We start from the raw sequence: 23,968 nt of genomic DNA, 5'->3' as shown, positions 1-23,968 counted from the left end.
CTTCATTCGACAAAAATGATAATTCCCCTTTAACAAAAAAATAGCACTTTAAAAAGTGCTATTCTGCTCTCCTTGCCGCTTGTTGAATTGGGTCCCACACGCTGTTATATGGTGGTGCATAACTTAAGTCGACGTCTTCTAAATCATGAATGCTCATTTTATTGAAAAGCGCCATCGCAATCACATCAATACGTTTATCTACGCCTTCTTCTCCAATTACTTGCCCGCCCAATAATTGTTTCGTATCGGAGCGATATAGTAATTTCAAGTAAAGTGGTTTTGCATTTGGATAATAGCCCGCCATATTTGTAGAATCTACTTTGACCGTTTTATACGGAATGTGTAGCCCTTTCGCTTCTTTTTCATTTAAGCCTGTTCTTGCGAGTGTCAAATCCATAAATTTAATAATGCCTGTGCCTAACGTACCTTTAAAAGCTCTTCGTTTATCAAGCATATTCAGTCCAGCAAGTCGCCCTTGCTTATTGGCCGTCGTTCCGAGCGGGATATGATCATGAATTTCCTTTATAACGTGGTAATGTGTTGCGCAATCACCGGCTGCATATACGTCTTGCACATTCGTTTGCATATATGCATTTACTTCGATTGCTCCTTTATGATTCTTACGTATATTTGTCCCTTCAAGAAAATCAGTATTCGGCTTCACTCCAACCGACACTAAAACAAGATCTGCTTTATACGTACCTTTATCCGTTTCGATTGCTTCTACTCGTTCATTTCCTTTAAATGCTTTTACATTTTCATTCGTTAAAATTTCAATATTGTGTTTATCTGCTTCTTTATGTATATATTCAGCCATATCTGCATCATAAATCGTACCGATATGATCATTTCGCTCAATCATTCTTACTTTCTTACCAAGTTCGACGAATGTTTCTGCCATCTCTAGTCCGATTGCACCACCGCCAATAATCGTTACATCTTCAACTTTATTCGTTTCTAACGTTTTTAATATGCGCTCAGCATCAGGAATTGTTTTTAAAAGATGAACGCCTTGTAATTCCCGTCCTTCCCATTCTGGCATAACAGGACGCACTCCAGTCGCAATTAATAATCGATCATATGGAAACTCAAAGACATCCTTCGTCTTCGTATGCTCTGCGTACACCATTTTCTTTTCCGTATCTACTTTCGTTACTTCATGACGCACTTTCGCATCAATTCCATATTTCTCACGAAACGTCTTTACGTTGCGCGCGATTAACTTTTCAGTTGAAGCGATAGCACCACTAATGACATACGGTAATCCACACTGAGCGTATGAATAAATTTCACCTTTTTCTAAAGTTACAACATTTGCATTTTCATCGTTTCTAACAATTTGCATAGCTGCACTCATACCAGCTGCATCTCCGCCAATAATGACATAGTTCACTTTACCACTCCTTCTTTTTTACATACTCTTTACGTTTTCCATATTTTATAGAAATAACACCTACTTCCATTGTAAAGAAAGAGAATTTCATCTTCAAATTTTGTGCACAAACTTATGTATGAATAGGTACCTGTCGTGTCTTATATACAACATGTTTAATATGCTATAACAGTAGCTATTGAAAGTAGGTGAAACATACATGTGCGCCGGCCTTCTCGTCCAGCTTCCAGAGGAACCGATAGAACCGAAACCCGCCCTCCCGCTTGAACAGGAGTTTACCGTTAGTGTAACTTTATACAGTGCTCGTGCTTGGTTATCTGACAATGACACTTTCTCACAAACTATTTGGAAAGCTACCCGCTTCGCTTCTGCATCACATGCTCGCAAGGCCATCTTTCCAGTCGGTACTGTTAAAATTTTAAATTTTTCTGACGATACAATAACAGTTACTGCATCCTCAGAATCAGATGATGCTCTTAAAATAATCGTCCCTCCTCATTCTGAAGCTGCTTTAACGTCTAGTTCTTTATCTGATGTGCAAGCCAGTACATCAGGAGGGGCAAGTAAAGTCACATTTCTCTTTCATATCTTTTTCTCTAGGGAACCTCGTCCAGCCAAATAACGATAGAAAAGGTACAGCAATATACACTGTACCTTTTTCACGCGCTCTATTCTCTTGATTTGATTAGTTCAATATTATAAGTTTCGATATCTGTTAACTTTCCTGTAAAATAAGGATTTTCTCTATACCAAGACTGTTTTGCAAAATACACTTGCATATCTTTCGTTTGAAAAATATGTCCATGCCTTGCATATATTTCATTTCTAGCAATTTTCAACTGCTCTTTCGATAAATATGTTAAATCTGCGCTCGTTAATTTTCGAATATCACTATCAGGAAAGATGAAACCATTATATACATACTCAGTCGCGGGCGTTGGAGTAACATTATAAACAACTGGTTTTTCTGTACTTTTCTTTTGAAATGGAAGATTATAAGACGAAAGTGCCGTTACCGTCTCTACTTTTGTCGTTTCCCGTCCACTTTCTCCATTTCGTTCTAAATAAATCGTCGCACTTCCATCAGTCGCTACAGGCCCCCATGTAATTTCTTCTCCTGCCAGCGCTGTAACTGTTTTTTGATTTACGTACAATGTTGCACCAGGCGCGTTCGTTTGAACTGTAATATATTGACCTTGCAACGTTAAATCTATCGTTACGTTATTTTGGCTTTGTTTCATAAGTACAACCTTTTCCTCACGTGATAGTTTTACATAGTCATTTTTATATTCTGATTGAAACACTTGATTTCCCGGAAGAAATGGCCCATATTGCTTCTCAAATTTTTTGTCATCTGTCTTATCAATTTCTTTTCCGTTCATTTTTAACGATACGCCTTTTTCATTTGTAAGCAAAGTTGTATAGTACGTCTTCGCTTTCAATTTATACCGATCAAATATAAAGAAATACTTTCCGTCTTTCGTTAATGAAAAATCAGCTCTTTCTATTCCGTCCCGTTGTTTTTCACCTTGTCTCAAATATCCTTTTAATTCATTTACGTAAGATGGATTTTCTTTTATATATGAAAATAGAGGCGTTAAACTCTCTCTCGTTATCATAACCGATGGATCATCTGCCGTAACGATCTCAGCTAATTTCTCTCCGTCCCGCTCTTGTAAAATCGTAATCATCCGGTCTACTTGTGCCACCTGCGTATAATACGATGATCCGTACAAATACAATCCAATAATCGTTATAACAAATAGTGCTAACAGTGTAATGCCAACTTTTGTACCACCGCTCATGTTCTTCTTTACTACAGGACTTCCCCTCTTCATCCCGCAGTTTTGACAAAATTGCACACCATCTTCAAACTGAATTCCGCACTTTGTACATACATTCATCCAGTCAACCACCTTTTCATTAGAAGCCAGTTATTCCCTGTGTTAAGGCTTGAATTATCGTGCTAATGTAAGACCAAAGTACAATGAATGTTGCAATTCCAATTAAAACATTTGCAATAATAAGTGTGTAAACGAGATCTAATCCGCCATTGTCTAGCTTTAATACGGCTACAGTTATACTAATCCCTATATAAGTTGCAGCTACGGATAATAATATCGGTAAGAAAAAGATTAATAAGAAACTAAAAAGAAAAGAAAGGACTAATATGACAATAGCCGGCGTCGCTATCGTTCCCCATATACCGAATACTTCAAGAAACGAAAAAGATGATTTCATCATCTTACCACTTACAAAAATAATAAATCCGACAAATAAAGTTAAAATTAATAAAAAGAAAAAGACCGTTATAGATTCTACAAAAAACGTGGGAGTAGATATATCTGGTGCAAATGTTCTCGTAACTGCTGATGCTGCACCCATCATTCTATAAAAAATACATGCTCCTAAAAAACAAATAAGAACAAGACTTACAATTCCATTTCGTACTTCAATAGCGCCGCTTTGCATAATCGCTGTCGGTGCTTGTAATGCATGTTTAAAAAATTGAAAATAGCCGCTCGCAAACCGCTTCGCTTGCTCTACCGTTTCATTTTGCCGAGCTTCCTTTGCTTGTGCCGCACGTGCTTGTTCCGGCCCTTCTTCTTGGCCACTACTTGCCACTACTTCTTCCGTTAACGAATGTCCACAATTCCCGCAAAATTTTGCCTCCGCTGCATTTTCTGTATGACATGACGGACATTTCATTCTCTTATCCCTCCTTAAGGATATACCGTATAGGGTGTTACAAATTCAATATATGAATTTGTACATAAAACATGACTACAAGAAAAAGATTCTGAAATCCTTCTTCCGAAAGAAAATATATGTGCTAGTAATCTTGAAAAAAAATGCTATTATGAAACAGAATAAATAATATTTTTAACAGATTGGATGAAAGAAAATGGAATTGGTAAACTCAATTTTTCAAATACTCCTTACAAGCGTAATCCAATTATTATCTTTAATTGGCGTTATCATTGTAATTGGATTTCTATTAGGCTATTTAGAATCTCTCACACGGATGTATTGGTCGAGAGCTTTTGGACGAAAAGGATTCCTATTAACGGCTTGGATCGGTGTTCCTATTCACGAACTTGGACATGCCATTATGTGCGTGCTGTTCCGTCATAAGATTGTAGCAACGCAGTTCTTCCCGACAGATACAAGTCAAGGGGCTTTAGGTTACGTACAACATCAATACAATCAAAAAAGTGTGTATCAACGGATTGGGAATTTCTTCATCGGCATTGGGCCTATTATTTCTGGTATTACTGCACTAATCCTTTTAATGCGCTATTTCGTACCAGAATCATATTTTTTATTTAATACAACTCTCGAAAAAACGATTACTTCTACTTCTATTAATGTAGAAATGATCCAAAACATGCTCTTGTCGACGTTTGTATTATTGAAAAGCTTATTTACAATCGGCAATTTATTGAATCCTTCCTTTTGGTTATTTTTATTTATCTCCATTTGCATTTCCGCACATATCGCTTTAAGTAAACCAGACATTAAAGGATCAATAGACGGTGTTATCGTCATGTTTATCGTTTTATTTTTATTCAACATCATCGCGGGACTGTTTCAATACGACAGTAACCAGCTAATTGGACAGGTTATGAAATATAATATGTATCTCATTGCGTTTTCTAGTGTAGCACTGCTTTTCTCTTGTATTTCTACACTTGTTAGTTTTTCGTTTTATAAAATAAGAAGAGGGCGTTCTTTTTAAACGCCCTCTTCTTATTAATTATTCCCCTTATAATCACAATGCTCAACAGGCACACGAGCATGCCCTTCTTCATCGGTACACCATGACTGTGATTGGAATGCAAGAAAGATACCAATCCATTCTTCTTCCTTTTCAAAGTGAATGAGTATTCCTCCATCTTGCCATATGCCATCATCACCTTGCCATTTTTCTACATTCCCTTGATTCATATGAATATCATGTATACCGTTTCCTGGTTTGAAATGAAAATAGGAATCTGGTGTATTTTCTTCTGGTCCCCATCTTTCACCAAACGCGTAAATAATTGCTTTTTCTTCTATTGCTCGTTTTATATAACGTTCTATTTTTTCATTTAAATCATTATCTGCTCCTGCTTTTTCGGGAGGCAAAGGAATCATTTGATTTGAGTCAAATAGATTTCCTCTTACATAATCTAAAGCTACTTTCGGTTCATTGTTTTTTATTTCTGTAAAACCGAATGGTAATGTCGGTAAAATATGAATCGCCTCTGACTTAATATTGTTACTCGCAAAATATAAAACTTCTGACGGATAGCTTTGCGATTTTACGTTAATTGCAATACGATAATTTACTCCTGTCTCGCCCTGTAAATGAACTTGATAATGAGGTGTTTTCCCTTTTCCAATCTTTGATTGTATAACTGTACCTTTTAACACACCGTAGTTTTTTAGGGGCATACATTTCATCTCCTATTCATTTAGTAGAAGCTATTCATATTTAAATCATTATCCACTCATAAAAAAAATCCTCCTATGTTAGGAGGATTTTTAATTTCTCAACATATACCAAACAATAACTTCTACCACTACAAGCAAAACCGCACCAAAGATCATTAACGTCGTCTTCTTTAATAGTTCATTTTCACGGTAAGGGATATTACATAAGTAAGCACCTAGTGTAATCCGTGATGGACAAGCAATTGTCGCTACTGATGATGCGGTGTTTTGAAGTGTTGTGACATATTGCCACGGGAGTGCTACGTTTTGTGCGGTTTGCATTTGTAGTTTTATAAACATTGCATTTGATCCTGCGTTACTACCTGTTAAAAATCCACCAATAGCGCCAATAAACGGAGCAACGAAAACGAAAAAGGTTCCAAATGTTTCACCAGCTGTCTTTGCGAGTAATGAATGCATGCCAGATGCACCCATTAGTTCTGAAATGGCGATAAACATTGTCGTCGTAATAGCAAATGGAATCCATTGTTTAATCGTTTGTGAGAGTGATTGTTTAATAATATTAGACGGGATGCGGAAGAAAATAATAGTAAATAAGCAAGTCATACCGAGCCAAAATCCTGGTGAATATAGTAACTCTAGTTTGTAAGAGTATGATTTCAAATCAAGAACCGCATATGATCTGAACAAATCATGTAATGCTGGAACGAGGCGAGAAAGTAAAATACAAACTGTTAGAAATATATAAGGGCTAATAATTTTTATAATGGATACTTCTCTCTCCGTTGCAGCCGCATGTTCTGTTATAAGATTTTGCCCACTTTTTCCTTTTAATTTAATGATAAAAAAGCCAAAGGTAATCGTAACGATAGAACTTAATATCCCGGCTAGTTCAACACTTACATACGCATTAGAAAGATAGATTCCGAGAGAAAATAATAGAAAGAACCCTACTCCTTCTTTCCACTTTTCTATAACCGCTTGCCAGCCGCCAACAACGTGTAAAGAAAGAATAACGAAGTAAGCAAACATCGGAATACTTAATAGCGCTGTATTTGTGCCAAGTGTTGTAAGAGGCATATTTATTAGCTGCGAACCGATAATCGTACCAGTTGCCATTGCGCCCCATGAACTAGCTAGTAAGCCGATGAATGAGAGTAGTACAGCTTGAAATGGTTTATATCCTAGTGAAAGAAAAATAGGTGCTGCAACCATGAAGCCAATACCGAATCCACTTACTGATTCAATAAGCGGGCAAATGCCAAAACACATAAGCAGCATTTGTAATAAGCGATCCTGAATAACTGCTTCTAGAAAACGTGCTACTTGATCGATGTACCCCATTTTGTTCATGAGGTGAAATAAAAAAATACCGAAAAATAAAACGTACCCTACAATAAAACAAATTAACCATCCTTTAATCGTTGCGTGCACAGTTTCACTTATCCCTAATTGAAACATTGGCGAGAGTAAAACGATTCCAACAGACACAGCATAAGAAATTAACGAGGACCTTAATGACGTTTGTTTAAATAAAAATAAACAAATGAAAATCATCATAATTGGGATAAGTGCCAACAATATGGCCATGTTATCATCTCATTTCGTTTAAAATACAATTTTTAACTATTATATAACAGATACTATAATTTTCAATTATTTTTACAACAGATTCAAAAAAGGAACCAAACGGCTCCTTTCATTCACTCCCATTTTCTATTATCCTGAAAAACTGTCTGCTTTCCGACTATTTCTTTCAACACAACAAACACAATGTAAGTACATATTGCTTGCAATATAATATTCCAAAATTTCATTAATGTAAATGAATGAATCCGTAGAAATAATTCGTTTAATAATACAATCGAAACGATACTAAATAATTCTATACTAATCGAAAATAGACATATTTCTAAAATAGACTGTTCTTGAATGCGATTTAAGTTGGAAAAGATGAATACATACCCTAAAAATAGAGCCATTAACTCTATTTTCGTCATGCTAATGAGCCAAGCGTATAGCGGTACAGTTAAGAATAGATATAGTAGTTTACGTCTTAGCATGCCTTCTCACCCTCTAAATTATATGTATTTTCTGTATATTTTAACATTTATTACGCAAAACAAAAAGAAGAGACTACGCCTCTTCTTTTTGTTTTGTTGCATATATTAATTCACATATTTCTTCTTGCTTTTCATTTTCTAAAAGCTCAATGATCTTACTTCCAACGACAACTCCGTCGCATATTGTAACCATTTCTTCTACATGTTCTTTTGTTGAAATACCGAACCCTGCCACTACCGGTAAATGCGTATGTGATTTTACTTTTTCTAAGTAACTATGAATCTCACCTTTAAAGTTTTGACGTACTCCTGTTACGCCCGCTACTGTAACTGCGTAAACAAATCCTTTTGATTCACTCGTAATTTTTTCGATTCGCTCAATTGGGCTCGTGATGGTAACGAGTGGAATTAGCGCAACGTTTGCCTCTCGAAGGAGCGGTGCAATAATGTCTTGTTCTTCATATGGTAGGTCTGGAACGATGATGCCGTCTACCCCTGCTTCTATACAGTTTTCGATGAATCGTTCTTTTCCGAATGCAAGTACTGGATTTAAATATGTCATGAGTACAAACGGAATTTGCACTTCTTTCCTTACCTCTATTAATGCTTGAAAAATACCTTTTACTGTTACACCGCTATCTAGCGCTCGTTTCCCTGCTCTTTGAATCGTTGGACCGTCTGCGACTGGATCCGAAAAAGGAATGCCGATTTCAACGATGCTCGCTCCTGCTTCATCTAAAAAACGAATTCTTTCTTTTAATTTTTCAAAGCCGCCATCTCCGCCCATTACGTACGGAATAAATGCTTTCTTGCCATTTTCAAACGCTGCTTTAATTTTTTCTACTCCCATTTTTTACACCTCTTCCATATAACGTTTTATACTCTCTACATCTTTATCACCACGGCCAGATAAACAAATAACAAGTCCTTCATCTTCCTTCATTTTCGGAGCTAATTTTAATGCATATGCGACAGCATGTGAACTTTCTAGCGCCGGGATAATGCCTTCTTTTTTCGTTAATAATTGAAATGCTTCTAATGCTTCTTCGTCTGTTATCGAATGATAAGAAACGCGGCCAATATCTTTTAGCAAGCTATGTTCTGGACCAACACCTGGATAATCAAGTCCTGCTGAAATAGAGTGTGCTTCTTGAATTTGTCCTTCTTCGTTTTGCAGAAGATACATCATCGATCCGTGTAAAACACCGACACTTCCTTTCGTTAAAGTTGCTGCATGCTTTTCTGTATGAACGCCTTTTCCAGCTGCTTCTACGCCGTAAAGAGCAACTTCTTCATCGTGTACGAACGGATAAAACATCCCCATTGCATTACTACCACCTCCAATACAAGCAACGACTGCTTCTGGTAACTTTCCTTCTAACGCCTCATATTGTTTTTTCGTTTCATTTCCAATTACACTTTGGAAATCACGTACAATTTGCGGGAATGGATGTGGTCCGAGAACAGATCCCATAATGTAGTGCGTATCATGCACATGTGAAACCCAGTAACGAAGCGCCTCGTTTACCGCATCTTTTAATGTACCACTACCTGCCGCTACACTTTCTACTTTCGCTCCGAGTAATTCCATTCGGAACACATTTAATTTTTGACGTCTTACATCTTCTTCTCCCATAAAAATGACGCATTCTAATCCGAGAAGAGCACATACAGTAGCTGTTGCAACTCCGTGTTGTCCAGCTCCTGTTTCAGCGACAACTTTTTTCTTGCCCATTCGCACTGCAAGTAGTGCCTGACCGATTGTATTGTTAATTTTATGAGCTCCTGTATGATTCAAATCTTCACGTTTTAAATAAATCTTTGCACCTCCGCAATACTTCGTCAGATTTTCAGCGAAATAAAGCGGTGTTTCTCTTCCGACGTACGTTTTTAAATAATGATTTAATTCCTTTTGAAATGCCTCATCTTGCATCGCTTCTTTATATGCTTCTTCTAGTTCTAGTACAGATTGCATTAACGTTTCTGGAACGTATCGTCCTCCGTATATACCGTAATGTCCTTTTTCATCTGGATATGCGTAGTTCATTTGGAACACTCCTTCGCTTTTATAATAAATTGTTTTATTTTCTCTACATCTTTCTTTCCTTCTGTCTCTACTCCGCTGCTCACATCGACCATATAAGGCCGAACAGTTCGAATTGCTTCTTCTATATTAAGAGCGTTTAATCCACCAGCTAATATCGTTTTCTTTCGCAATTCTTTTGGCATATGCCCAAGTAGTTCCCATGAAAATGTCTTTCCATTTCCTCCATGAAACTTTTCTTTCGGGCTATCAAATAATATATAATCCGTTTCATACCCTTGAGCGTTTTTCATATCACTTTCTGAAGTTACTCCTAGTGATTTTATAGACGGAATATTCAATCTTCTAATTTGATAATTATCTTCATCTCCATGTAGTTGTACATGTGTTAACCCGCACTCATCTGCAATTTTCTGGATCACTTCTACTGATTCATTTACGAAAACACCGATTTTTAACACGTTGGCTGGAAGCTCCTGAATGATTTCTTCCGCTCTCTTTGGAGTGATTTTCCGCTTACTTTCTGCAAAAACAAATCCGAGTGCATCTGCGCCGTATTCGCAAGCACGTTTTGCTGTTTCCATATCAGTGATGCCGCAAATTTTCACTTTCATATATTCACCTTACAGTCTTCAAAAAAGTTACTAATAGAAGATGATGTCATAAGTGCCTCTCCAATTAATACACCTTTTGCTCCTGCTTTTTTAACACGAATAATATCCTCTTTTAAATGAATCCCGCTTTCACTAATCCAAAGTAGTTTCTCCTCATTCAATCTTTTTCCAAGCTTTTCAGTTTGGCTTAAATCTACTTCGAACGTTTTTAAATTACGATTATTAATACCAATAACGTGCGGATTTAATACAATCGCAGTTTCTAATTCCTGTTCATCATGAACTTCAACAATCGCTTCCAATCCTTTTTCTAACACGTAGCTATACAACTCTTTTAACTTCTCTTTCGTTAACGCTGCTACAATTAGTAAAATAATATCTGCTCCCGCTTCATACGCTCTATCGATTTGAATCTTATCGATTATGAAATCTTTACATAAAAGCGGAATGTTACTTTCTTCTCTTGCTGTTTGTAAATCGTGAAACGATCCTTTAAAAAATTGACCATCTGTTAAAACAGAAACTGCTCCTGCACCACATTTCTCATATGTTCCCACTTGTTTTCGTACGTCAACGTGTAAATTGATATCTCCTTTTGATGGTGATGCTCGCTTTACTTCTGCAATGACAGTAAACTGCTGTAACGCTTCTACAAGTGAATGTGCCTTTCTTTTTGTTTTTACTGGTGTATATATTTCATATAACTCCGCAACTTCCTTTTTCTTCTGTTCTACAATTTTATCTAAAATCGTCCCCACTTTAGTTCACCCTTTCTAATTTTTCGTTGCTTGCTGCAATTAATAAGTTTAATTTGGTTAATGCTTTTCCAGAGTCGATGCTATGTGCCGCGAGTTTAATTCCTTCTTCAATCGTTTCCGTTTTTCCATTTGCGAAAAGAGCTAGACCTGCATTTAATAAAACGGTATCGCGGTAAACACTCTTTTCTCCGCTCAATACTTCAAGCGTAATCTTTGCATTTTCTTTTGAATTCCCCCCTCTAATTTCTTCATTTTTCACTCTTGAAAAACCATACTTTTCTGGATCAATACTCATTTCTACTATTTCATTATCTTTTAAAAGGACTACGTGATTTTCCCCTTGTAATGATGCTTCATCTAAAAAACCACTTCCATTTACGACAAGTGCTTGTTTCCGGCCTAACTTTTGTAATACTTGTGCAACTGGTAATAACATATCTCGTTTATAAATACCGACAAATTGTGTTTCTAAATTCACTGGATTTGTTAAAGGGCCAATTAAGTTAAAGATCGTCGGCACGTTTAACTCTTTTCTTATTTTCATAATGCGCCTTAGTGCTGGATGCATCGCTGGTGCAAATAAAAATGCAATACCTACATGCTCTAGTAAATAATCAATTTCGTTTGGCGTACTACTAATATTTACACCTAGTTCTTCTAATAAGTCTGCACTTCCTGTTTTACTAGAAACAGCACGATTACCATGTTTTGCAACCTTTACACCTGCTCCTGCCAGTACGAATGCTGATGTTGTGCTAATATTAAACGTTTGAGCACCATCGCCACCCGTCCCGCAATTATCCATTGCTCCTTGTATATGGTTCGAAAATGGCAATGCCTTTTCGCGAAGAGCTCGAACGAGACCGTATATTTCTTCTGCAGTTTCACCTTTCGCTTTCAGTAAGACTAAGAAAGCTGCAATTTCACTTTCTAATATGTTTTCACTTAATAAAAGTAATCCTGCTTTATATATTTCCTCTTCTGTTAAATGTTGACCCTCAACTAATTTACGAAGATAGTTATTCATACTCTTTCCTCCTCTTTTACTTCTGTTAAAAAGGCACGTATTAACTTTCCGCCTTCTTCTGTTGCGATTGATTCCGGATGAAACTGTAATCCGAAGAGCGGATAATAATTGTGACGGACTGCCATTATTTCTCCGTCGTCCATCGCTGTCGCTAATATGTCAAAACACTTTGGCAAGCTCGTTTGCTCTGCAACAAGGGAATGATAGCGCATCGCCGTTAGCGGCTGTGTAGCGTATGAAAAGATTGACATTCCGTTATGTTTCACACGCGATGTTTTTCCATGTTTAATACGTTCTGCTCTAACAATGTCTCCTCCAAATGCAGCTATGATCGCTTGGTGGCCAAGACAAATCCCTAATATGGGAACGTTCTTATAAAAATGACGGATGACGTCGATACAAATGCCAGCATCCTCTGGTTTTCCTGGTCCTGGTGAAAGTACAATTCCTCTTGGATTCATCTCTTCTAACTGTTCTATCGTTATTTCATCATTTCTTACAACTACAATTTCTTCTTCATGTTCGCCTAACAGTTGATACAAGTTATATGTGAACGAATCGTAATTATCGATAAGTACAATCATTTCATTACCTCCAAAAGCGCTCTCGCTTTATTTAATGTTTCTTCATATTCAGCTACTGGATCTGAATCGTAAACGACTCCTGCTCCTGCCTGAACGTATGCTTTTTCATCCTTTACGACCATCGTTCGAATAGCGAGCGCCATATCAAGATTTCCTGAAAAACTAACGTATCCAACTGCACCAGCGTATACATTTCTTTTTTCATTCTCTAGTTCATTTATAATTTCCATCGCTCTAATTTTCGGAGCTCCAGAAACCGTCCCTGCTGGTAAGCAATACGCTAACGCATCAAATCCGCCCATTTGTTTTCGCAATGTTCCGTAAACTTCAGATACAATGTGCATAACGTGAGAATATTTTTCTACTTTCATATATTTATCTATCGTAACCGAGCCGATTTCGCTCACTCTACCAATATCGTTTCGCCCAAGATCTACAAGCATCATATGCTCTGCTCGCTCTTTCTCATTGCCTAACAGTTCTTTTGCGATTTCCTCGTCTTCCCTCTTCGTTTTCCCCCTCGGCCTTGTACCAGCAATTGGATTCGTCATCACTTTATCCTCCCTTACTGATAGTAAATTTTCCGGCGAAGAACCGAGTACAACATAATCTTGAAAATCGATATAGAACATATATGGTGATGGATTTGCAATTCGAAGTTTTCGGTATAACCCGAATGGATCCCCAATACATTCACTTTGTAAACGCTGTGATAGTACGACTTGGAATATGTCTCCCGCTCTTATATATTCTTTCGCAATTTCTACCATCTCACAAAACTCTTTTTCCGTTATAGAAGAAGTGAATGATAATGTGGATTGTATTGCATTTACTTCAGCTTCTTCTCCTTGTAGCACTTCCTCTTTGTATACTCGTAGCCTTTCGTATACTTCCTCATAATCTGTTGAATCATCTTCCCTGCATACATATACAAACGACAACTTTTGGCGTAAATGATCGTAAACGATAAACTCACGATATAGTAAAAGGTGTACTTCCGGAATATTTAATGGGTCGTGTAAATCCGCTCCAATGTTTTCATACTGTCGAATGACATCATATCCAATATAACCAACTGCTCCTCCGCAAAATGGAAATGGACTGTCTACTTGTGATGGTACGATTACTTCTTCTAACACTTGCAGTACGTTACCTTGTAACTTTTCTGCCCGGCCGTAAATCGTTCGTTCCACTTCCGTACCAACGCTTTTCACTTCTCCATAAGGATTACATCCTAAGTAAGAATAACGCCCTTTATCTTGATGAAGCTGTGAACTTTCTAATAAGAATTTCTTCTTCCCTTTCATACGTCTATATAAAGAAATTGGCGTAATGCTATCTCCTTCTTCTTCAGTGATTACTAAAAATGTCTTTCTCTCTCTTTTTTGTTTTATAAATTCTTCTTTCGTCATCATGTCCTTCACCTCACCCTGAAAAATAAAAAAGTCCCCTACATATCGAAAATATGTAGAGGACGATAAATATACCGCGGTACCACCTCGTGTTGGATGCAAAAGCATCCCGCTTTGTTCAGGTACAAATTTTATACCTTATCCTTGTAACGGCGGAACCCGGGTTGCCTACTAAAAATAATTGTTCAGCATACCTCTCGTAAGCCCATTCCGTATATGGCACCGTACCGGGCTCCCACCTATTCCCGGCTCTCTGTAACGTCTCCAATATACGTACTCTTCTTACTTAAACGATTTCATTTATTTAATTTTTTATACACAAAAAGGGAGTACTCATCCTATAGAAAGGACGGGTACTCCCGTGGTGCCACCTTAATTCGTTACAAATGTAACGCACTTTACCGTATCAAAAACAATACGTGTCTCTTGTATCGATGAGATCATGTCGCCAAAGCCTACTTCTTTCGTTTCGGTTTGGAAGCTCCGAAGCCCATTCCACATCAACTCCATACTGATTCGCACCAACCATCAGCTCTCTGACATGTTCATCATGTGTACTCTTCTTCATCAACGCTTGCATTTTTTTAAGTTGCACTCATTATAGACCTGACTTTTTTCACAAGTCAATACTTTTTTAAAAATTTTATTTTTCTTTCCTTTCAATATTATATTGACAAAACAACCTCTTTTTATGTAAATATAATAAATACTCTATTAAAAATAAGGTTTTTTGTATGAATATTATATATTAAAAAAGTAAAATGACACCAAAAAACGCTTACATTTCTGAAAATTCGTATTTCTATATGGATTTTTCAGAATAATCATGATAGATTATAAAGTGAAACTTTAATCAGTAGAGGGTGTTCATCCCCACTGATTATTAGTTGAATCAATCGGGCATTAACGGACAGTTGATCTCCCACCTAACTTCCTTGCCCAGCCAATTTTAAGGTGGGAGTTTTGCTGCCCGTTAATGCGGGATAAATATGCATAACGCATCAAAAGACCTGACAAAAGAAAGGGGAACTACATGAGTACGCAGATGTTAACTTTAACTTCTATCTCTATTTACATGCTCGGGATGTTAGTAATCGGCTATTTCGCCTACAAACGAACGTCCAACTTAACAGATTATATGCTTGGCGGGCGTACACTAGGCCCCGCAGTAACAGCATTAAGTGCTGGAGCATCCGATATGAGTGGTTGGCTTTTAATGGGATTACCCGGTGCAATGTTTAGCGTTGGATTAAGTAGTAGTTGGATTGCGATCGGCCTAACACTAGGCGCATACGCAAACTGGCTTTATGTCGCTCCTCGCTTACGTACCTACTCAGAAATTGCAAATAACTCTATTACTATTCCAGAATTTTTGGAACACCGTTTCCACGACAAATCTCATATGCTACGCTTAGTATCCGGACTTGTTATTATGATTTTCTTTACTTTTTATGTAGCTTCAGGATTAGTTTCAGGCGCTGTATTATTTGAAAATTCATTTGGCATGAACTATCATGTTGGATTATTCATTGTTGCAGGCGTTGTTGTCGCTTACACATTATTTGGTGGTTTCTTAGCAGTAAGTTGGACAGACTTCGTACAAGGAATCATTATGGTGGTCGCTCTTATTCTTGTTCCTATCGTAACAATTATGAATTCGAACGGACTTGGACCTGCATTTGATACAATTCGATCTGTAGATCCAACACGTCTAGATATTTTTAAAGGTGCCTCTACTTTAGGAATGATTTCTCTATTCGCATGGGGCCTTGGTTATGTCGGACAACCTCATATTATCGTACGCTTTATGGCAATTTCTTCTGTAAAAGAACTTAAAAGTGCACGAAGAATTGGTATGAGCTGGATGATTTTCTCTGTTGTTGGAGCTATGTTTACTGGTCTTATTGGTATTGCTTACTATTCACAACAAGAGTTGACATTATCTAATCCAGAGACAATTTTCCTTGAACTTGGGAAAATTTTATTCCATCCACTTATTACTGGATTTTTATTAGCAGCCATTCTAGCAGCGATTATGAGTACAATTTCATCACAGCTACTCGTTACTTCTAGTGCTGTAACTGAAGATTTATATCGTACATTCTTCAAACGTTCTGCATCTGATAAAGAACTTGTATTTGTCGGTCGTATGGCTGTACTTGTTATTGCATTAGTTGGGTGCGCATTAGCGTTTAAACAAAATGATACGATTTTAGCTCTTGTTGGATACGCTTGGGCTGGATTTGGTTCTTCATTCGGACCTGCTATTTTATTAAGCTTATATTGGAAACGTATGACGAAGTGGGGCGCACTTGCCGGTATGATTTCTGGTGCCGCTACTGTTATTATATGGACTCAATTCAAATTCTTAAAAGATTTCTTATATGAAATGATTCCAGGTTTCGCTATTAGTTTACTAGCCATCGTAATTGTTAGTTTACTAACACAACCTTCAAAAGAAGTTAAAGAGCAATTTGAGGATTTCGAAAAACAACATCGTCATAATTTATAAAAAAATCTCTGCTGTTATCATAACAGCAGAGATTTTTTACAGTTCGACAATCTTTTTATCAAATTTAACAAATTCTTTATGTTTCGTTAAATTTAACATAACACTACTCCTTTATAGTATGAGTATCAGCACTTATACAGAAAGGGGACTCCAACATGTTAGCAGCTTTCCAGCAACAACAAACACGAAAATTTTCACCTATCACAAATACTTCTGCGTCTTGTTTAAACATGCAACCTAACCCGCCTAAAATTTCAATTGCTCCTTCTGTTATTTCAGTCATCGGTGTTCATATGGAAAAACATAAATTAAAAATAAAAACGGGACAAAACATTGTGTTATCAGCTTCCATTTTACCAATACAAGCAACGAATAAAGAGCTTATTTGGTCAAATATGAATTCTGATATCATCACCATATATCCAAAAGGTGACACCGTGACGATTACTGGAAAAAGTGCAGGTAAAGCAGTCGTAATTGTCACAACTGCTGAAGGCAAATTTCGTGACCTATGTGTCATTCATGTACAACCTTATATGACAAATCCAAAGTAAAAGAGTGGCTTCGTAGCCACTCTTTTACTTGATTTCAATATTTTAGTTTTTACTTTTTACAAGGTTAATAAAAAATTGGATATAACCATACATTTTTTTTGATGGAAATTCTACTAAACTTTCCCCGTCTTGATTTAAGTCAATGAATCTCCTTCTCTTCCCTATTACAATGAAAACAATATTAGAAAAGGAGGACATATTATGACTGAACGAAAGTACGCCTTATTTGCTAGCACATCTCTTCTTGTTATGGCATTCATTGCATTTTTCTCTTACGGTTTTGTTCATGGAAACCTCGTTATACAAGGAGATGCGAGTACAACATTCCATAATATCCAAACTTCAAATTCACTTTTCAAAGCGGAAGTTTTTGGGTGGATTATCATTTTTATCACTGATATTGTCGCTGCGTGGGCTCTTTATTTCTTTCTAAAACCAATTCATACTAGCCTCTCATTACTAGCCGCTTTGCTTCGTCTTATGTATACAGCTATACTTGGGATTGCTATATTCAATCTAATATTGGCATTATTACTTTCAAAAAATACAATTGCAAATCCAGAAACATATACAATGTTGTTTCTCAGTGCATTCGAATACATTTGGTCTGTAGGATTGATCATTTTTGGATTGCATCTTTTCGTTTTAGGCTATGTAGCTTTTCTCTCTAAACAGATACCAAAGTTTATTAGTATACTGCTGTTCATTGCTGCTACCGGTTATATGCTAATTCACGTCATGAATACAATGTTTACACAATACGATACAATGATTTCACTCATACAATCACTATTCCAATTACCTATGATTGCAGGTGAATTAGGACTTGTGATATGGCTACTATTGAAAGGTGGTAAACACTCTAATTAAGCCGTTTCTTAATTCTACTTAATGATTCTGGTGTCATGCCAAGATAGCTTGCTAGCTGATATTGTGGAACGCGATGAATTAAATACGGGCGTTTTCGTAACAATGTTTTATATCGCTCTTCTGGTGTCGATGAGATAAATACAGCAAGTTCATCTTGTACTTCACCGAAATTGTACTCGATCATTTTACGCGTCATTTCTTCTAATTGTGAATACTTATTATACATGTCCTTTTCACTATGTAGATCACCAACAACTACAGTACAATCTTCTAAACACGTTAACGTATATGATGAAGATTTATCTTGTTTATGATGGTTGAAATTCGAAATTGCCTGTTCTTCTGTATAAAAATTTGATGTAACTTCTTTCCCTGCTTCATCTATACTATGTTGCCTAACGCATCCTTTTAATACAAAATAACATTTTAACGGAACATTTCCTTGTCTTAGGAGCACTGTTCCTTTTTTATATTCTTCAATTTGTAATTCCCTGAGGATCATTTGCTGCTCTTCTTCACTTAGTGTTGTAAATCTATTCATATACTTCTTTAATATCTCTTCCATTTTCCTCCCCCTTCTACGCCCGCATTTCTATAAAACAAAAAGAGAAGTATCATAACTTCTCTTTTCTCCCCTAACACTATAATTCCTGTGTATACACTGGCTCGTTTACGACATTTTTTGCTGTTCGCTTTTGTTGCTGCATTAAGAAAACAGGTACACCAAACAATACGAGCATGCTACCGATCATTTGCATTGCATTTAATTTTTCTCCAAGTAAGAAGAACGCAAGTATAGATGCTCCAACAGGTTCTCCTAAAATACTCATTGAAATTGTCGTTGCATTTACATAATTTAATAGCCAGTTATTAATTACATGTGACACTGTCGGCACAACCGCAAGTAAAAGAAAAACAGTCCAATCCCACTTCGTATAACCTGTAAAGGGTACTTGTAATATAACATTATAAATCCCCATAAAAAGACCTGCGAACGCAAAGACTGTAAAGCTATAAATCCAGTGCGATACTTTCTTCACTGTCGTTTGCCCGATAAATAAATAACCGACAACCGCTATTACACTTAGAAAGGATAATATGTCACCATAAATTGCTTGCTTACTTAAACCTAAATCTCCCCAACCAATGCACATTACTCCTAAAATAGCGATTCCCATCGTTGCAATGGCTGAATATGTTGTTCTTTCTTTAAATAGAAAAAAACCTCCAACTAAAGATACGATTGGTTGAAGTGCCAAAATAATTGTTGAACTAGCAACTGTTGTATGCTTTAAAGATTCAAACCATAAAAGAAAATGCAGTGCTAAAAAGAAACCAGATCCAATTAAAAAGCCCCAATCTTTCATTTGAATCCTATTAAATTCCTCTCTTTTTTTCCATACGATAGGCAGCATAATAAGTACGATAATCCATAAGCGGTACATACTTAATATTGAAGATGGTGCTGAGGACATCTTTACAAAAACTGCTGCAAAGGAAATGGCAATTATAGAAATTGCTAATGGTAGTGCGATTGATTTTTCTTGTTTCAAATCCTGTCTCCCCTCTCACCTGTCAAAAATCCCACTTCATTATATCCGTTTTCTTTCGCAACTTAAATACTAATTTTTTAGATTCTTCGTACCATTATGGTAAAATAGAAATTAAGGCACCAATTAGTGAATATTTCTTTCCTTTTCACTACAAGCGTCGCTCTTACAATCGTTACAGTAAATTTTTATTTAGGGGGATCTACATGAGTCAAACAATAGGGAGAATTGAAGAAATTTCATTTTATAGCGCATCACTTCAAGAAGATGTTACACTTCTCGTTTATTTACCAGTAAATTACACACCACTGCACAAACATACAGTTGTAATTGCACAAGATGGTAGAGATTATTTTCAGCTTGGTAAAGCGCACCGTGTAATTGAGCGCCTTCGTGAAACCGAAGAAATTGACCGTACAATTATTGTCGGTATTCCATATAAAAATGTACATGATCGTAAAGAAAAATATTTCCCAAATGAAGTAAAAAATGCTGCATATATTCGTTTCCTTGCTCATGAACTTGCACCATATATTGATGAAAATTATCCAACGTACCAAATGGGAAAAGGTCGTGTTTTAATTGGTGATTCTCTTGGCGGAACAGTTTCCTTTATGACTGCACTTATGTATCCGCATACATTCGGTAAAGTCGTTATGCAATCACCATTTGTGGATGAGACAGTGATGAACTTAGCAAAAGAATTCAAAGATCCACAGGCGTTAGAACTGTATCACGTCATCGGTACAGAAGAAACGGCTGTAAAGCGTACTGATGGACAAGTATCTGATTTCGTAGGGCCGAACCGTGAGTTAAATACGCTTCTTACAGATAGAAACTTCATCACGCATTATGAGGAATTTGAAGGCAATCATACTTGGAAATATTGGCAGACTGATTTACCGAAAGCCTTCTCTCATATTCTATCAATGAAATAATAGAGAGCAGTATTCAGAATAATTTGATATAATAGATAAAGAGATTTATTTATCTCAAAATCTAACTAGACTTACAAAGGGAGGAATTGGAACATGAAATTAGGCATTGTAATTTTTCCATCTAAAATGATTCAAGATAAAGCGAACGGATTGCGTAAACGTTATGACCCGCACTACGCATTAGTTCCGCCACATATTACATTGAAAACACCCTTTGAGGCGCAAGATGAACAATTAGAGTCGATTGTAAACGAGTTACATACAATCGCAAGTAAAACGAACCCTTTCACCCTTCATGTTGGGAAAGTTGGTTCATTCGCACCTGTTAATAACGTCCTTTACTTTAAAGTAGAAAAAACACCTGAACTTACTTTCTTAAATGAAGAAATGCATAGCGGGTTATTCACGCAAGAACGCGAATATGCTTTCGTACCTCATTTAACAATCGGACAAGGCTTATCAGATGCAGAGCATGCTGATGTGTTGGGCCGATTACGTATGAAAGATTTCTATTACGAACAACCAATTGATCGTTTCCATCTTCTATATCAATTAGAAAATGGAACATGGACTGTACACGAAACATTCCGTCTTGGAAAGGGGAACAACTAATTTGCACGCACAGATTGTACAAACGGACGAACAACTAAGAGATGCATTCTCTGTACGTAAACAAGTGTTTGTAAATGAACAACGTGTCTCTGCTGAAGAAGAGTACGATGAGTTTGAAGAAACTTCAACACACGTTGTTATATATGACAATGATGTTCCAGTTGGTGCTGGACGTTTTCGCACCCTTGATGGTATAGGAAAAATGGAACGCATTTGCGTGCTAAATTCCCATCGTAAAAAAGGCATCGGAAAAATTATTATGGATTCGCTTGAAGCGTATGCAAAAGAAAATTCGCTACCGAAATTGAAACTTCACGCTCAAACACATGCTGAAGATTTCTATAAAAAACTTGGATATGTAACAAGTTCTGATGTATTTATGGAAGCAAATATCCCGCACGTCGTAATGATAAAAGAATTGTAATTTGAAAGCAGGAGGTGACCCCTCCTGTTTTTTTACATTGCTATTTTCTTTTTCTTCCGCTAAAGTTAAATGTTGATGCTATAGTTTTGAAGGTGAACATATGACACAAGAAAAATTTTCACAAAAATCGTTAACACACGCTGATATTCCGCGTGCGACATATCATATTCCGAAAACATCTACCCATTTAATTATGGAAGAAGATGTAGATGCGGCTTATTTCCGCGCTCTCGAGCAACAAAATGTTTTTTTAAACGAAAAACAATTAGAAGCCGTGCGTACAACAGAAGGTCCTGTTCTTACACTAGCTGGTGCCGGAAGCGGGAAAACATCTGTTTTAACAACTCGCGTTGGTTATTTAGTAAATGTAAAACAAGTTCATCCACGAAATATTTTATTACTTACATTTACACAAAAAGCAGCTGAAGAAATACGAAGTCGTGTTGCGAAGTTACCGGGTATGAATCATGCAGCAAGTAGCTATGTTGTTGCTGGTACATTCCACTCTGTTTTCTTAAAATTGCTTCGTAGCCAAGGTTATAATCAGCAAATTTTAGCAAATGAAAAACATAAACAAATTATGATAAAGAAAATCTTAAAAGAATTGCGTTTAAAAGACGATTATGATGCGGAAACGATGCTCGCGATGATTTCACTTGAGAAAAACAAATTAAATCGTCCGAAAGATGTAAAAGCGAAAACACCAGTCGAACAAGAATTTAAAGAAGTATACGAACGTTTTGAAGAGGTAAAACAAAGATACAATTATATTGATTTCGATGACATCTTATTGGAAACATATTATATGTTAGAAAATAATGCTCCTTTACTAACTCAATTACAGCAACGTTTTCACTACATTGAAGTAGATGAGTTTCAAGATACATCGTATGCACAATATGAAATCGTAAAATTGTTAGCCACGCCAAGAAATAATTTATTTATCGCAGGTGATGACGACCAGGCGATATACGGCTGGCGAGGAGCAAGTCACCAAATTATTTTATCTTTTCCCAAAGAATTTGATAACACAACAATCATTGCACTAAATACGAATTATCGATCCAATCCCTTTATCGTCGGGCTTGGAAATGAAGTTATAAAATTAAATCAAGAACGTTTTGATAAAGAGCTATACTCTGTTCGTGAGGAAGGTGTACAACCTTTTTATGCAAGACCTGCTACGACTCTTGATGAAGCAAATCAAATTTTGCAGCTTATTCAAGAAAAAGTAGAGAGTGGTGAACGAAACTATAAAGATTTTTGTTTACTGTATCGCACACATTCTGTAAGTCGTTCGTTACTTGATCAGCTTACCATTCATAAAATTCCGTTTATTAAACACGGAGCGAGCCAATCATTTTATGAACATTCTTTAATTAAGCCTGTATTAGATCATTTAAGACTCGTGATTGAGCCGTTTCGACTAGAATCCCTTTCAAACATATTGCCGACGATGTATATCGGACGTGATGATTGTATTTCATTTATTGAACGTGAACAATGGAAATATGGTGAGGGGCGCTTCCCTTCTCTTCTTCATTTCTTACTATTAAATCCAAGCTTAAAACCTTTTCAAGTGAAAAAGGTAAATGAGCGCATCGATTTTATTAAGTTTATTAAAGAATTAGAACCGAAAAAAGCATTAAAAGAAATCATTCATGGTAAAGGAAAATATTTAGAGTACTTACAAAGTAACGATCGTTCTTCCTTTACGATGCATAAAGACATACAAGAAGAAATGTTGGAAGAATTAATGGAGTCTGCAACTCGTTTCACCGATATTCCAGCTTATTTACAATTTATCGACGAGGCGATTCAAGGTCAAAAAGAAATGGAAGCATTAAAAACAATGCCGCAAAAAGATGCCGTTTCACTTATGTCAATTCATAACGCAAAAGGCCTTGAATTTCCATGTGTCTTTTTACTTGGAGCGAGTGATGGAATCCTGCCTCATACTTCTTCTTTAAAAGATGCAAATGATCGTGTTACGGAAACTTCTGAAGCGTTAGAAGAAGAACGCCGATTACTTTACGTTGCCATTACACGTGCGAAAGAAGAACTTTACATTTCTTCTCCGCAATTTTTCAGAGGAAAGAAATTAGACATATCTCGTTTTTTATATACTGTGCGAAAAGATTTACCTGAAAAGACATCCACTAAATAAGGATGTCTT

Annotated in this window: 24 protein-coding genes and 2 other annotated features; of the genes, 9 read left to right on the top strand and 15 right to left on the bottom strand. The window is 36.5% G+C overall.

Features of this window, described 5'->3' with window-relative positions; all coding sequences use genetic code 11:
• Positions 1–58: 58 nt before the first annotated feature.
• The gene (locus DN407_RS06250; protein WP_001110235.1) at positions 59–1,393 is read right to left on the bottom strand and encodes a CoA-disulfide reductase; all 1,335 of its coding nucleotides are present in this window, start codon (positions 1,391–1,393) and stop codon (positions 59–61) included.
• A gap of 199 nt (positions 1,394–1,592) precedes the next feature.
• Between DN407_RS06250 and DN407_RS06245 the strand changes: the two genes are divergently transcribed.
• Positions 1,593–2,015 (top strand): hypothetical protein, encoded by a 423-nt coding sequence (locus tag DN407_RS06245; protein WP_000332420.1) that lies wholly within the window; start codon positions 1,593–1,595, stop codon positions 2,013–2,015.
• Between the two features lie 46 nt (positions 2,016–2,061).
• On the opposite strand, the gene DN407_RS06240 is transcribed toward DN407_RS06245, so the two are convergent.
• Both DN407_RS06240 and DN407_RS06235 read right to left on the bottom strand, forming a co-directional pair.
• Positions 2,062–3,297 carry a TcaA 3rd/4th domain-containing protein gene (locus DN407_RS06240; protein WP_149216115.1) on the bottom strand — a complete coding sequence of 412 codons (1,236 nt, stop codon included), beginning with the start codon at positions 3,295–3,297 and terminating at the stop codon, positions 2,062–2,064.
• 19 nt (positions 3,298–3,316) lie between these two features.
• Positions 3,317–4,102: a zinc ribbon domain-containing protein gene (locus DN407_RS06235; RefSeq protein WP_149216114.1), complete on the bottom strand. Its 786-nt coding sequence runs from the start codon at positions 4,100–4,102 to the stop codon at positions 3,317–3,319.
• A 196-nt stretch (positions 4,103–4,298) separates the two neighbouring features.
• On the opposite strand from DN407_RS06235, the gene DN407_RS06230 reads away from it, so the two are divergent.
• Complete coding sequence (locus DN407_RS06230) at positions 4,299–5,132, top strand: hypothetical protein (RefSeq protein WP_098570749.1); 834 nt, start codon at positions 4,299–4,301, stop codon at positions 5,130–5,132.
• Between the two features lie 14 nt (positions 5,133–5,146).
• Here the strand turns inward: DN407_RS06230 and DN407_RS06225 are convergent, their stop codons facing one another.
• From DN407_RS06225 to trpE, 10 genes are all read right to left on the bottom strand, one after another.
• Positions 5,147–5,830 carry a DUF2278 family protein gene (locus DN407_RS06225; RefSeq protein ID WP_001128613.1) on the bottom strand — a complete coding sequence of 228 codons (684 nt, stop codon included), beginning with the start codon at positions 5,828–5,830 and terminating at the stop codon, positions 5,147–5,149.
• Positions 5,831–5,920: 90 nt separating this feature from the next.
• Positions 5,921–7,420, bottom strand: a complete 1,500-nt coding sequence (locus DN407_RS06220) for an L-lactate permease (RefSeq protein WP_149216113.1) — start codon at positions 7,418–7,420, stop codon at positions 5,921–5,923.
• A gap of 113 nt (positions 7,421–7,533) precedes the next feature.
• The gene (locus DN407_RS06215) at positions 7,534–7,893 is read right to left on the bottom strand and encodes a DUF4029 domain-containing protein (RefSeq protein ID WP_000946131.1); all 360 of its coding nucleotides are present in this window, start codon (positions 7,891–7,893) and stop codon (positions 7,534–7,536) included.
• Positions 7,894–7,966: 73 nt separating this feature from the next.
• Positions 7,967–8,743 (bottom strand): tryptophan synthase subunit alpha, encoded by a 777-nt coding sequence (trpA, locus tag DN407_RS06210; RefSeq protein WP_098280537.1) that lies wholly within the window; start codon positions 8,741–8,743, stop codon positions 7,967–7,969.
• A gap of 3 nt (positions 8,744–8,746) precedes the next feature.
• A complete protein-coding gene (gene trpB, locus DN407_RS06205; RefSeq protein ID WP_001105015.1) occupies positions 8,747–9,940 on the bottom strand; it encodes a tryptophan synthase subunit beta in 1,194 nt (397 codons plus the stop codon).
• Positions 9,937–10,551 (bottom strand): N-(5'phosphoribosyl)anthranilate isomerase, encoded by a 615-nt coding sequence (trpF, locus tag DN407_RS06200; RefSeq protein ID WP_000865118.1) that lies wholly within the window; start codon positions 10,549–10,551, stop codon positions 9,937–9,939. Before trpF ends, trpB begins: the two co-directional genes overlap by 4 nt.
• Positions 10,548–11,309 carry an indole-3-glycerol phosphate synthase TrpC gene (trpC, locus tag DN407_RS06195; RefSeq protein WP_000536696.1) on the bottom strand — a complete coding sequence of 254 codons (762 nt, stop codon included), beginning with the start codon at positions 11,307–11,309 and terminating at the stop codon, positions 10,548–10,550. The genes trpF and trpC overlap by 4 nt, the downstream gene beginning before the upstream one ends.
• A 1-nt stretch (position 11,310) precedes the next feature.
• Positions 11,311–12,336, bottom strand: coding sequence for an anthranilate phosphoribosyltransferase (gene trpD, locus DN407_RS06190; protein WP_149216112.1), 1,026 nt, complete (start codon positions 12,334–12,336; stop codon positions 11,311–11,313).
• Positions 12,333–12,920 carry an aminodeoxychorismate/anthranilate synthase component II gene (locus DN407_RS06185; protein WP_000636318.1) on the bottom strand — a complete coding sequence of 196 codons (588 nt, stop codon included), beginning with the start codon at positions 12,918–12,920 and terminating at the stop codon, positions 12,333–12,335. Before DN407_RS06185 ends, trpD begins: the two co-directional genes overlap by 4 nt.
• Positions 12,917–14,335, bottom strand: a complete 1,419-nt coding sequence (gene trpE, locus DN407_RS06180) for an anthranilate synthase component I (protein ID WP_149216111.1) — start codon at positions 14,333–14,335, stop codon at positions 12,917–12,919. Before trpE ends, DN407_RS06185 begins: the two co-directional genes overlap by 4 nt.
• Positions 14,336–14,387: 52 nt before the next feature.
• Positions 14,388–14,632, bottom strand: a binding site (T-box leader).
• A 42-nt stretch (positions 14,633–14,674) separates the two neighbouring features.
• Positions 14,675–14,912 (bottom strand) — a binding site (T-box leader).
• Between the two features lie 453 nt (positions 14,913–15,365).
• Here trpE and putP point away from each other — a divergent pair.
• From putP to DN407_RS06165, 3 genes are all read left to right on the top strand, one after another.
• Complete coding sequence (putP, locus tag DN407_RS06175) at positions 15,366–16,844, top strand: sodium/proline symporter PutP (protein ID WP_000107211.1); 1,479 nt, start codon at positions 15,366–15,368, stop codon at positions 16,842–16,844.
• Positions 16,845–16,999: 155 nt separating this feature from the next.
• Complete coding sequence (locus DN407_RS06170) at positions 17,000–17,398, top strand: Ig-like domain-containing protein (RefSeq protein WP_000878734.1); 399 nt, start codon at positions 17,000–17,002, stop codon at positions 17,396–17,398.
• Between the two features lie 201 nt (positions 17,399–17,599).
• A complete protein-coding gene (locus DN407_RS06165; RefSeq protein WP_149216110.1) occupies positions 17,600–18,268 on the top strand; it encodes a DUF4386 domain-containing protein in 669 nt (222 codons plus the stop codon).
• Here DN407_RS06165 and DN407_RS06160 read toward each other — a convergent pair.
• Together DN407_RS06160 and DN407_RS06155 are read right to left on the bottom strand one after the other, a co-directional pair.
• Entirely contained in the window at positions 18,261–18,833 is a 573-nt protein-coding gene (locus DN407_RS06160; RefSeq protein ID WP_070757200.1) for a Crp/Fnr family transcriptional regulator, read from the bottom strand. The two genes, DN407_RS06165 and DN407_RS06160, sit on opposite strands and share 8 nt — an antisense overlap.
• A gap of 76 nt (positions 18,834–18,909) precedes the next feature.
• The gene (locus DN407_RS06155) at positions 18,910–19,821 is read right to left on the bottom strand and encodes a DMT family transporter (protein ID WP_149216109.1); all 912 of its coding nucleotides are present in this window, start codon (positions 19,819–19,821) and stop codon (positions 18,910–18,912) included.
• Positions 19,822–20,024: 203 nt separating this feature from the next.
• Between DN407_RS06155 and DN407_RS06150 the strand changes: the two genes are divergently transcribed.
• The 4 genes from DN407_RS06150 to DN407_RS06135 all read left to right on the top strand — a co-directional run bounded on the left by DN407_RS06150 (position 20,025) and on the right by DN407_RS06135 (position 23,959).
• A complete protein-coding gene (locus tag DN407_RS06150) occupies positions 20,025–20,756 on the top strand; it encodes an alpha/beta hydrolase (protein ID WP_000084013.1) in 732 nt (243 codons plus the stop codon).
• 93 nt (positions 20,757–20,849) lie between these two features.
• The gene (locus DN407_RS06145) at positions 20,850–21,368 is read left to right on the top strand and encodes a YjcG family protein (RefSeq protein WP_000765863.1); all 519 of its coding nucleotides are present in this window, start codon (positions 20,850–20,852) and stop codon (positions 21,366–21,368) included.
• Between the two features lies 1 nt (position 21,369).
• Entirely contained in the window at positions 21,370–21,792 is a 423-nt protein-coding gene (locus DN407_RS06140; RefSeq protein WP_000543306.1) for a GNAT family N-acetyltransferase, read from the top strand.
• 100 nt (positions 21,793–21,892) lie between these two features.
• Positions 21,893–23,959, top strand: a complete 2,067-nt coding sequence (locus tag DN407_RS06135) for an ATP-dependent helicase (RefSeq protein WP_000191205.1) — start codon at positions 21,893–21,895, stop codon at positions 23,957–23,959.
• Positions 23,960–23,968 lie beyond the last annotated feature (9 nt).

The sequence above is a fragment of the Bacillus sp. JAS24-2 genome, assembly GCF_008274905.1.
Taxonomy (GTDB): Bacteria; Bacillota; Bacilli; order Bacillales; family Bacillaceae_G; genus Bacillus_A; species Bacillus_A cereus.
The sequence above is the reverse complement of the archived record's forward strand: the minus strand, read 5'-3'. Positions and strand labels throughout refer to the sequence as shown.

Excerpts from the sequence above, each read along its gene's own strand:
- DN407_RS06245 (WP_000332420.1), top strand. The coding sequence starts at position 1,593 with ATGTGCGCCGGCCTTCTCGTCCAGCTTCCAGAGGAACCGATAGAACCG.
- DN407_RS06240 (WP_149216115.1), bottom strand. The coding sequence starts at position 3,297 with ATGAATGTATGTACAAAGTGCGGAATTCAGTTTGAAGATGGTGTGCAA.
- DN407_RS06235 (WP_149216114.1), bottom strand. The coding sequence starts at position 4,102 with ATGAAATGTCCGTCATGTCATACAGAAAATGCAGCGGAGGCAAAATTT.
- DN407_RS06230 (WP_098570749.1), top strand. The coding sequence starts at position 4,299 with ATGGAATTGGTAAACTCAATTTTTCAAATACTCCTTACAAGCGTAATC.
- DN407_RS06225 (WP_001128613.1), bottom strand. The coding sequence starts at position 5,830 with ATGCCCCTAAAAAACTACGGTGTGTTAAAAGGTACAGTTATACAATCA.
- DN407_RS06220 (WP_149216113.1), bottom strand. The coding sequence starts at position 7,420 with ATGGCCATATTGTTGGCACTTATCCCAATTATGATGATTTTCATTTGT.
- DN407_RS06215 (WP_000946131.1), bottom strand. The coding sequence starts at position 7,893 with ATGCTAAGACGTAAACTACTATATCTATTCTTAACTGTACCGCTATAC.
- trpA (WP_098280537.1), bottom strand. The coding sequence starts at position 8,743 with ATGGGAGTAGAAAAAATTAAAGCAGCGTTTGAAAATGGCAAGAAAGCA.
- trpB (WP_001105015.1), bottom strand. The coding sequence starts at position 9,940 with ATGAACTACGCATATCCAGATGAAAAAGGACATTACGGTATATACGGA.
- trpF (WP_000865118.1), bottom strand. The coding sequence starts at position 10,551 with ATGAAAGTGAAAATTTGCGGCATCACTGATATGGAAACAGCAAAACGT.
- trpD (WP_149216112.1), bottom strand. The coding sequence starts at position 12,336 with ATGAATAACTATCTTCGTAAATTAGTTGAGGGTCAACATTTAACAGAA.
- DN407_RS06185 (WP_000636318.1), bottom strand. The coding sequence starts at position 12,920 with ATGATTGTACTTATCGATAATTACGATTCGTTCACATATAACTTGTAT.
- trpE (WP_149216111.1), bottom strand. The coding sequence starts at position 14,335 with ATGATGACGAAAGAAGAATTTATAAAACAAAAAAGAGAGAGAAAGACA.
- putP (WP_000107211.1), top strand. The coding sequence starts at position 15,366 with ATGAGTACGCAGATGTTAACTTTAACTTCTATCTCTATTTACATGCTC.
- DN407_RS06170 (WP_000878734.1), top strand. The coding sequence starts at position 17,000 with ATGTTAGCAGCTTTCCAGCAACAACAAACACGAAAATTTTCACCTATC.
- DN407_RS06165 (WP_149216110.1), top strand. The coding sequence starts at position 17,600 with ATGACTGAACGAAAGTACGCCTTATTTGCTAGCACATCTCTTCTTGTT.
- DN407_RS06160 (WP_070757200.1), bottom strand. The coding sequence starts at position 18,833 with ATGGAAGAGATATTAAAGAAGTATATGAATAGATTTACAACACTAAGT.
- DN407_RS06150 (WP_000084013.1), top strand. The coding sequence starts at position 20,025 with ATGAGTCAAACAATAGGGAGAATTGAAGAAATTTCATTTTATAGCGCA.
- DN407_RS06145 (WP_000765863.1), top strand. The coding sequence starts at position 20,850 with ATGAAATTAGGCATTGTAATTTTTCCATCTAAAATGATTCAAGATAAA.
- DN407_RS06135 (WP_000191205.1), top strand. The coding sequence starts at position 21,893 with ATGACACAAGAAAAATTTTCACAAAAATCGTTAACACACGCTGATATT.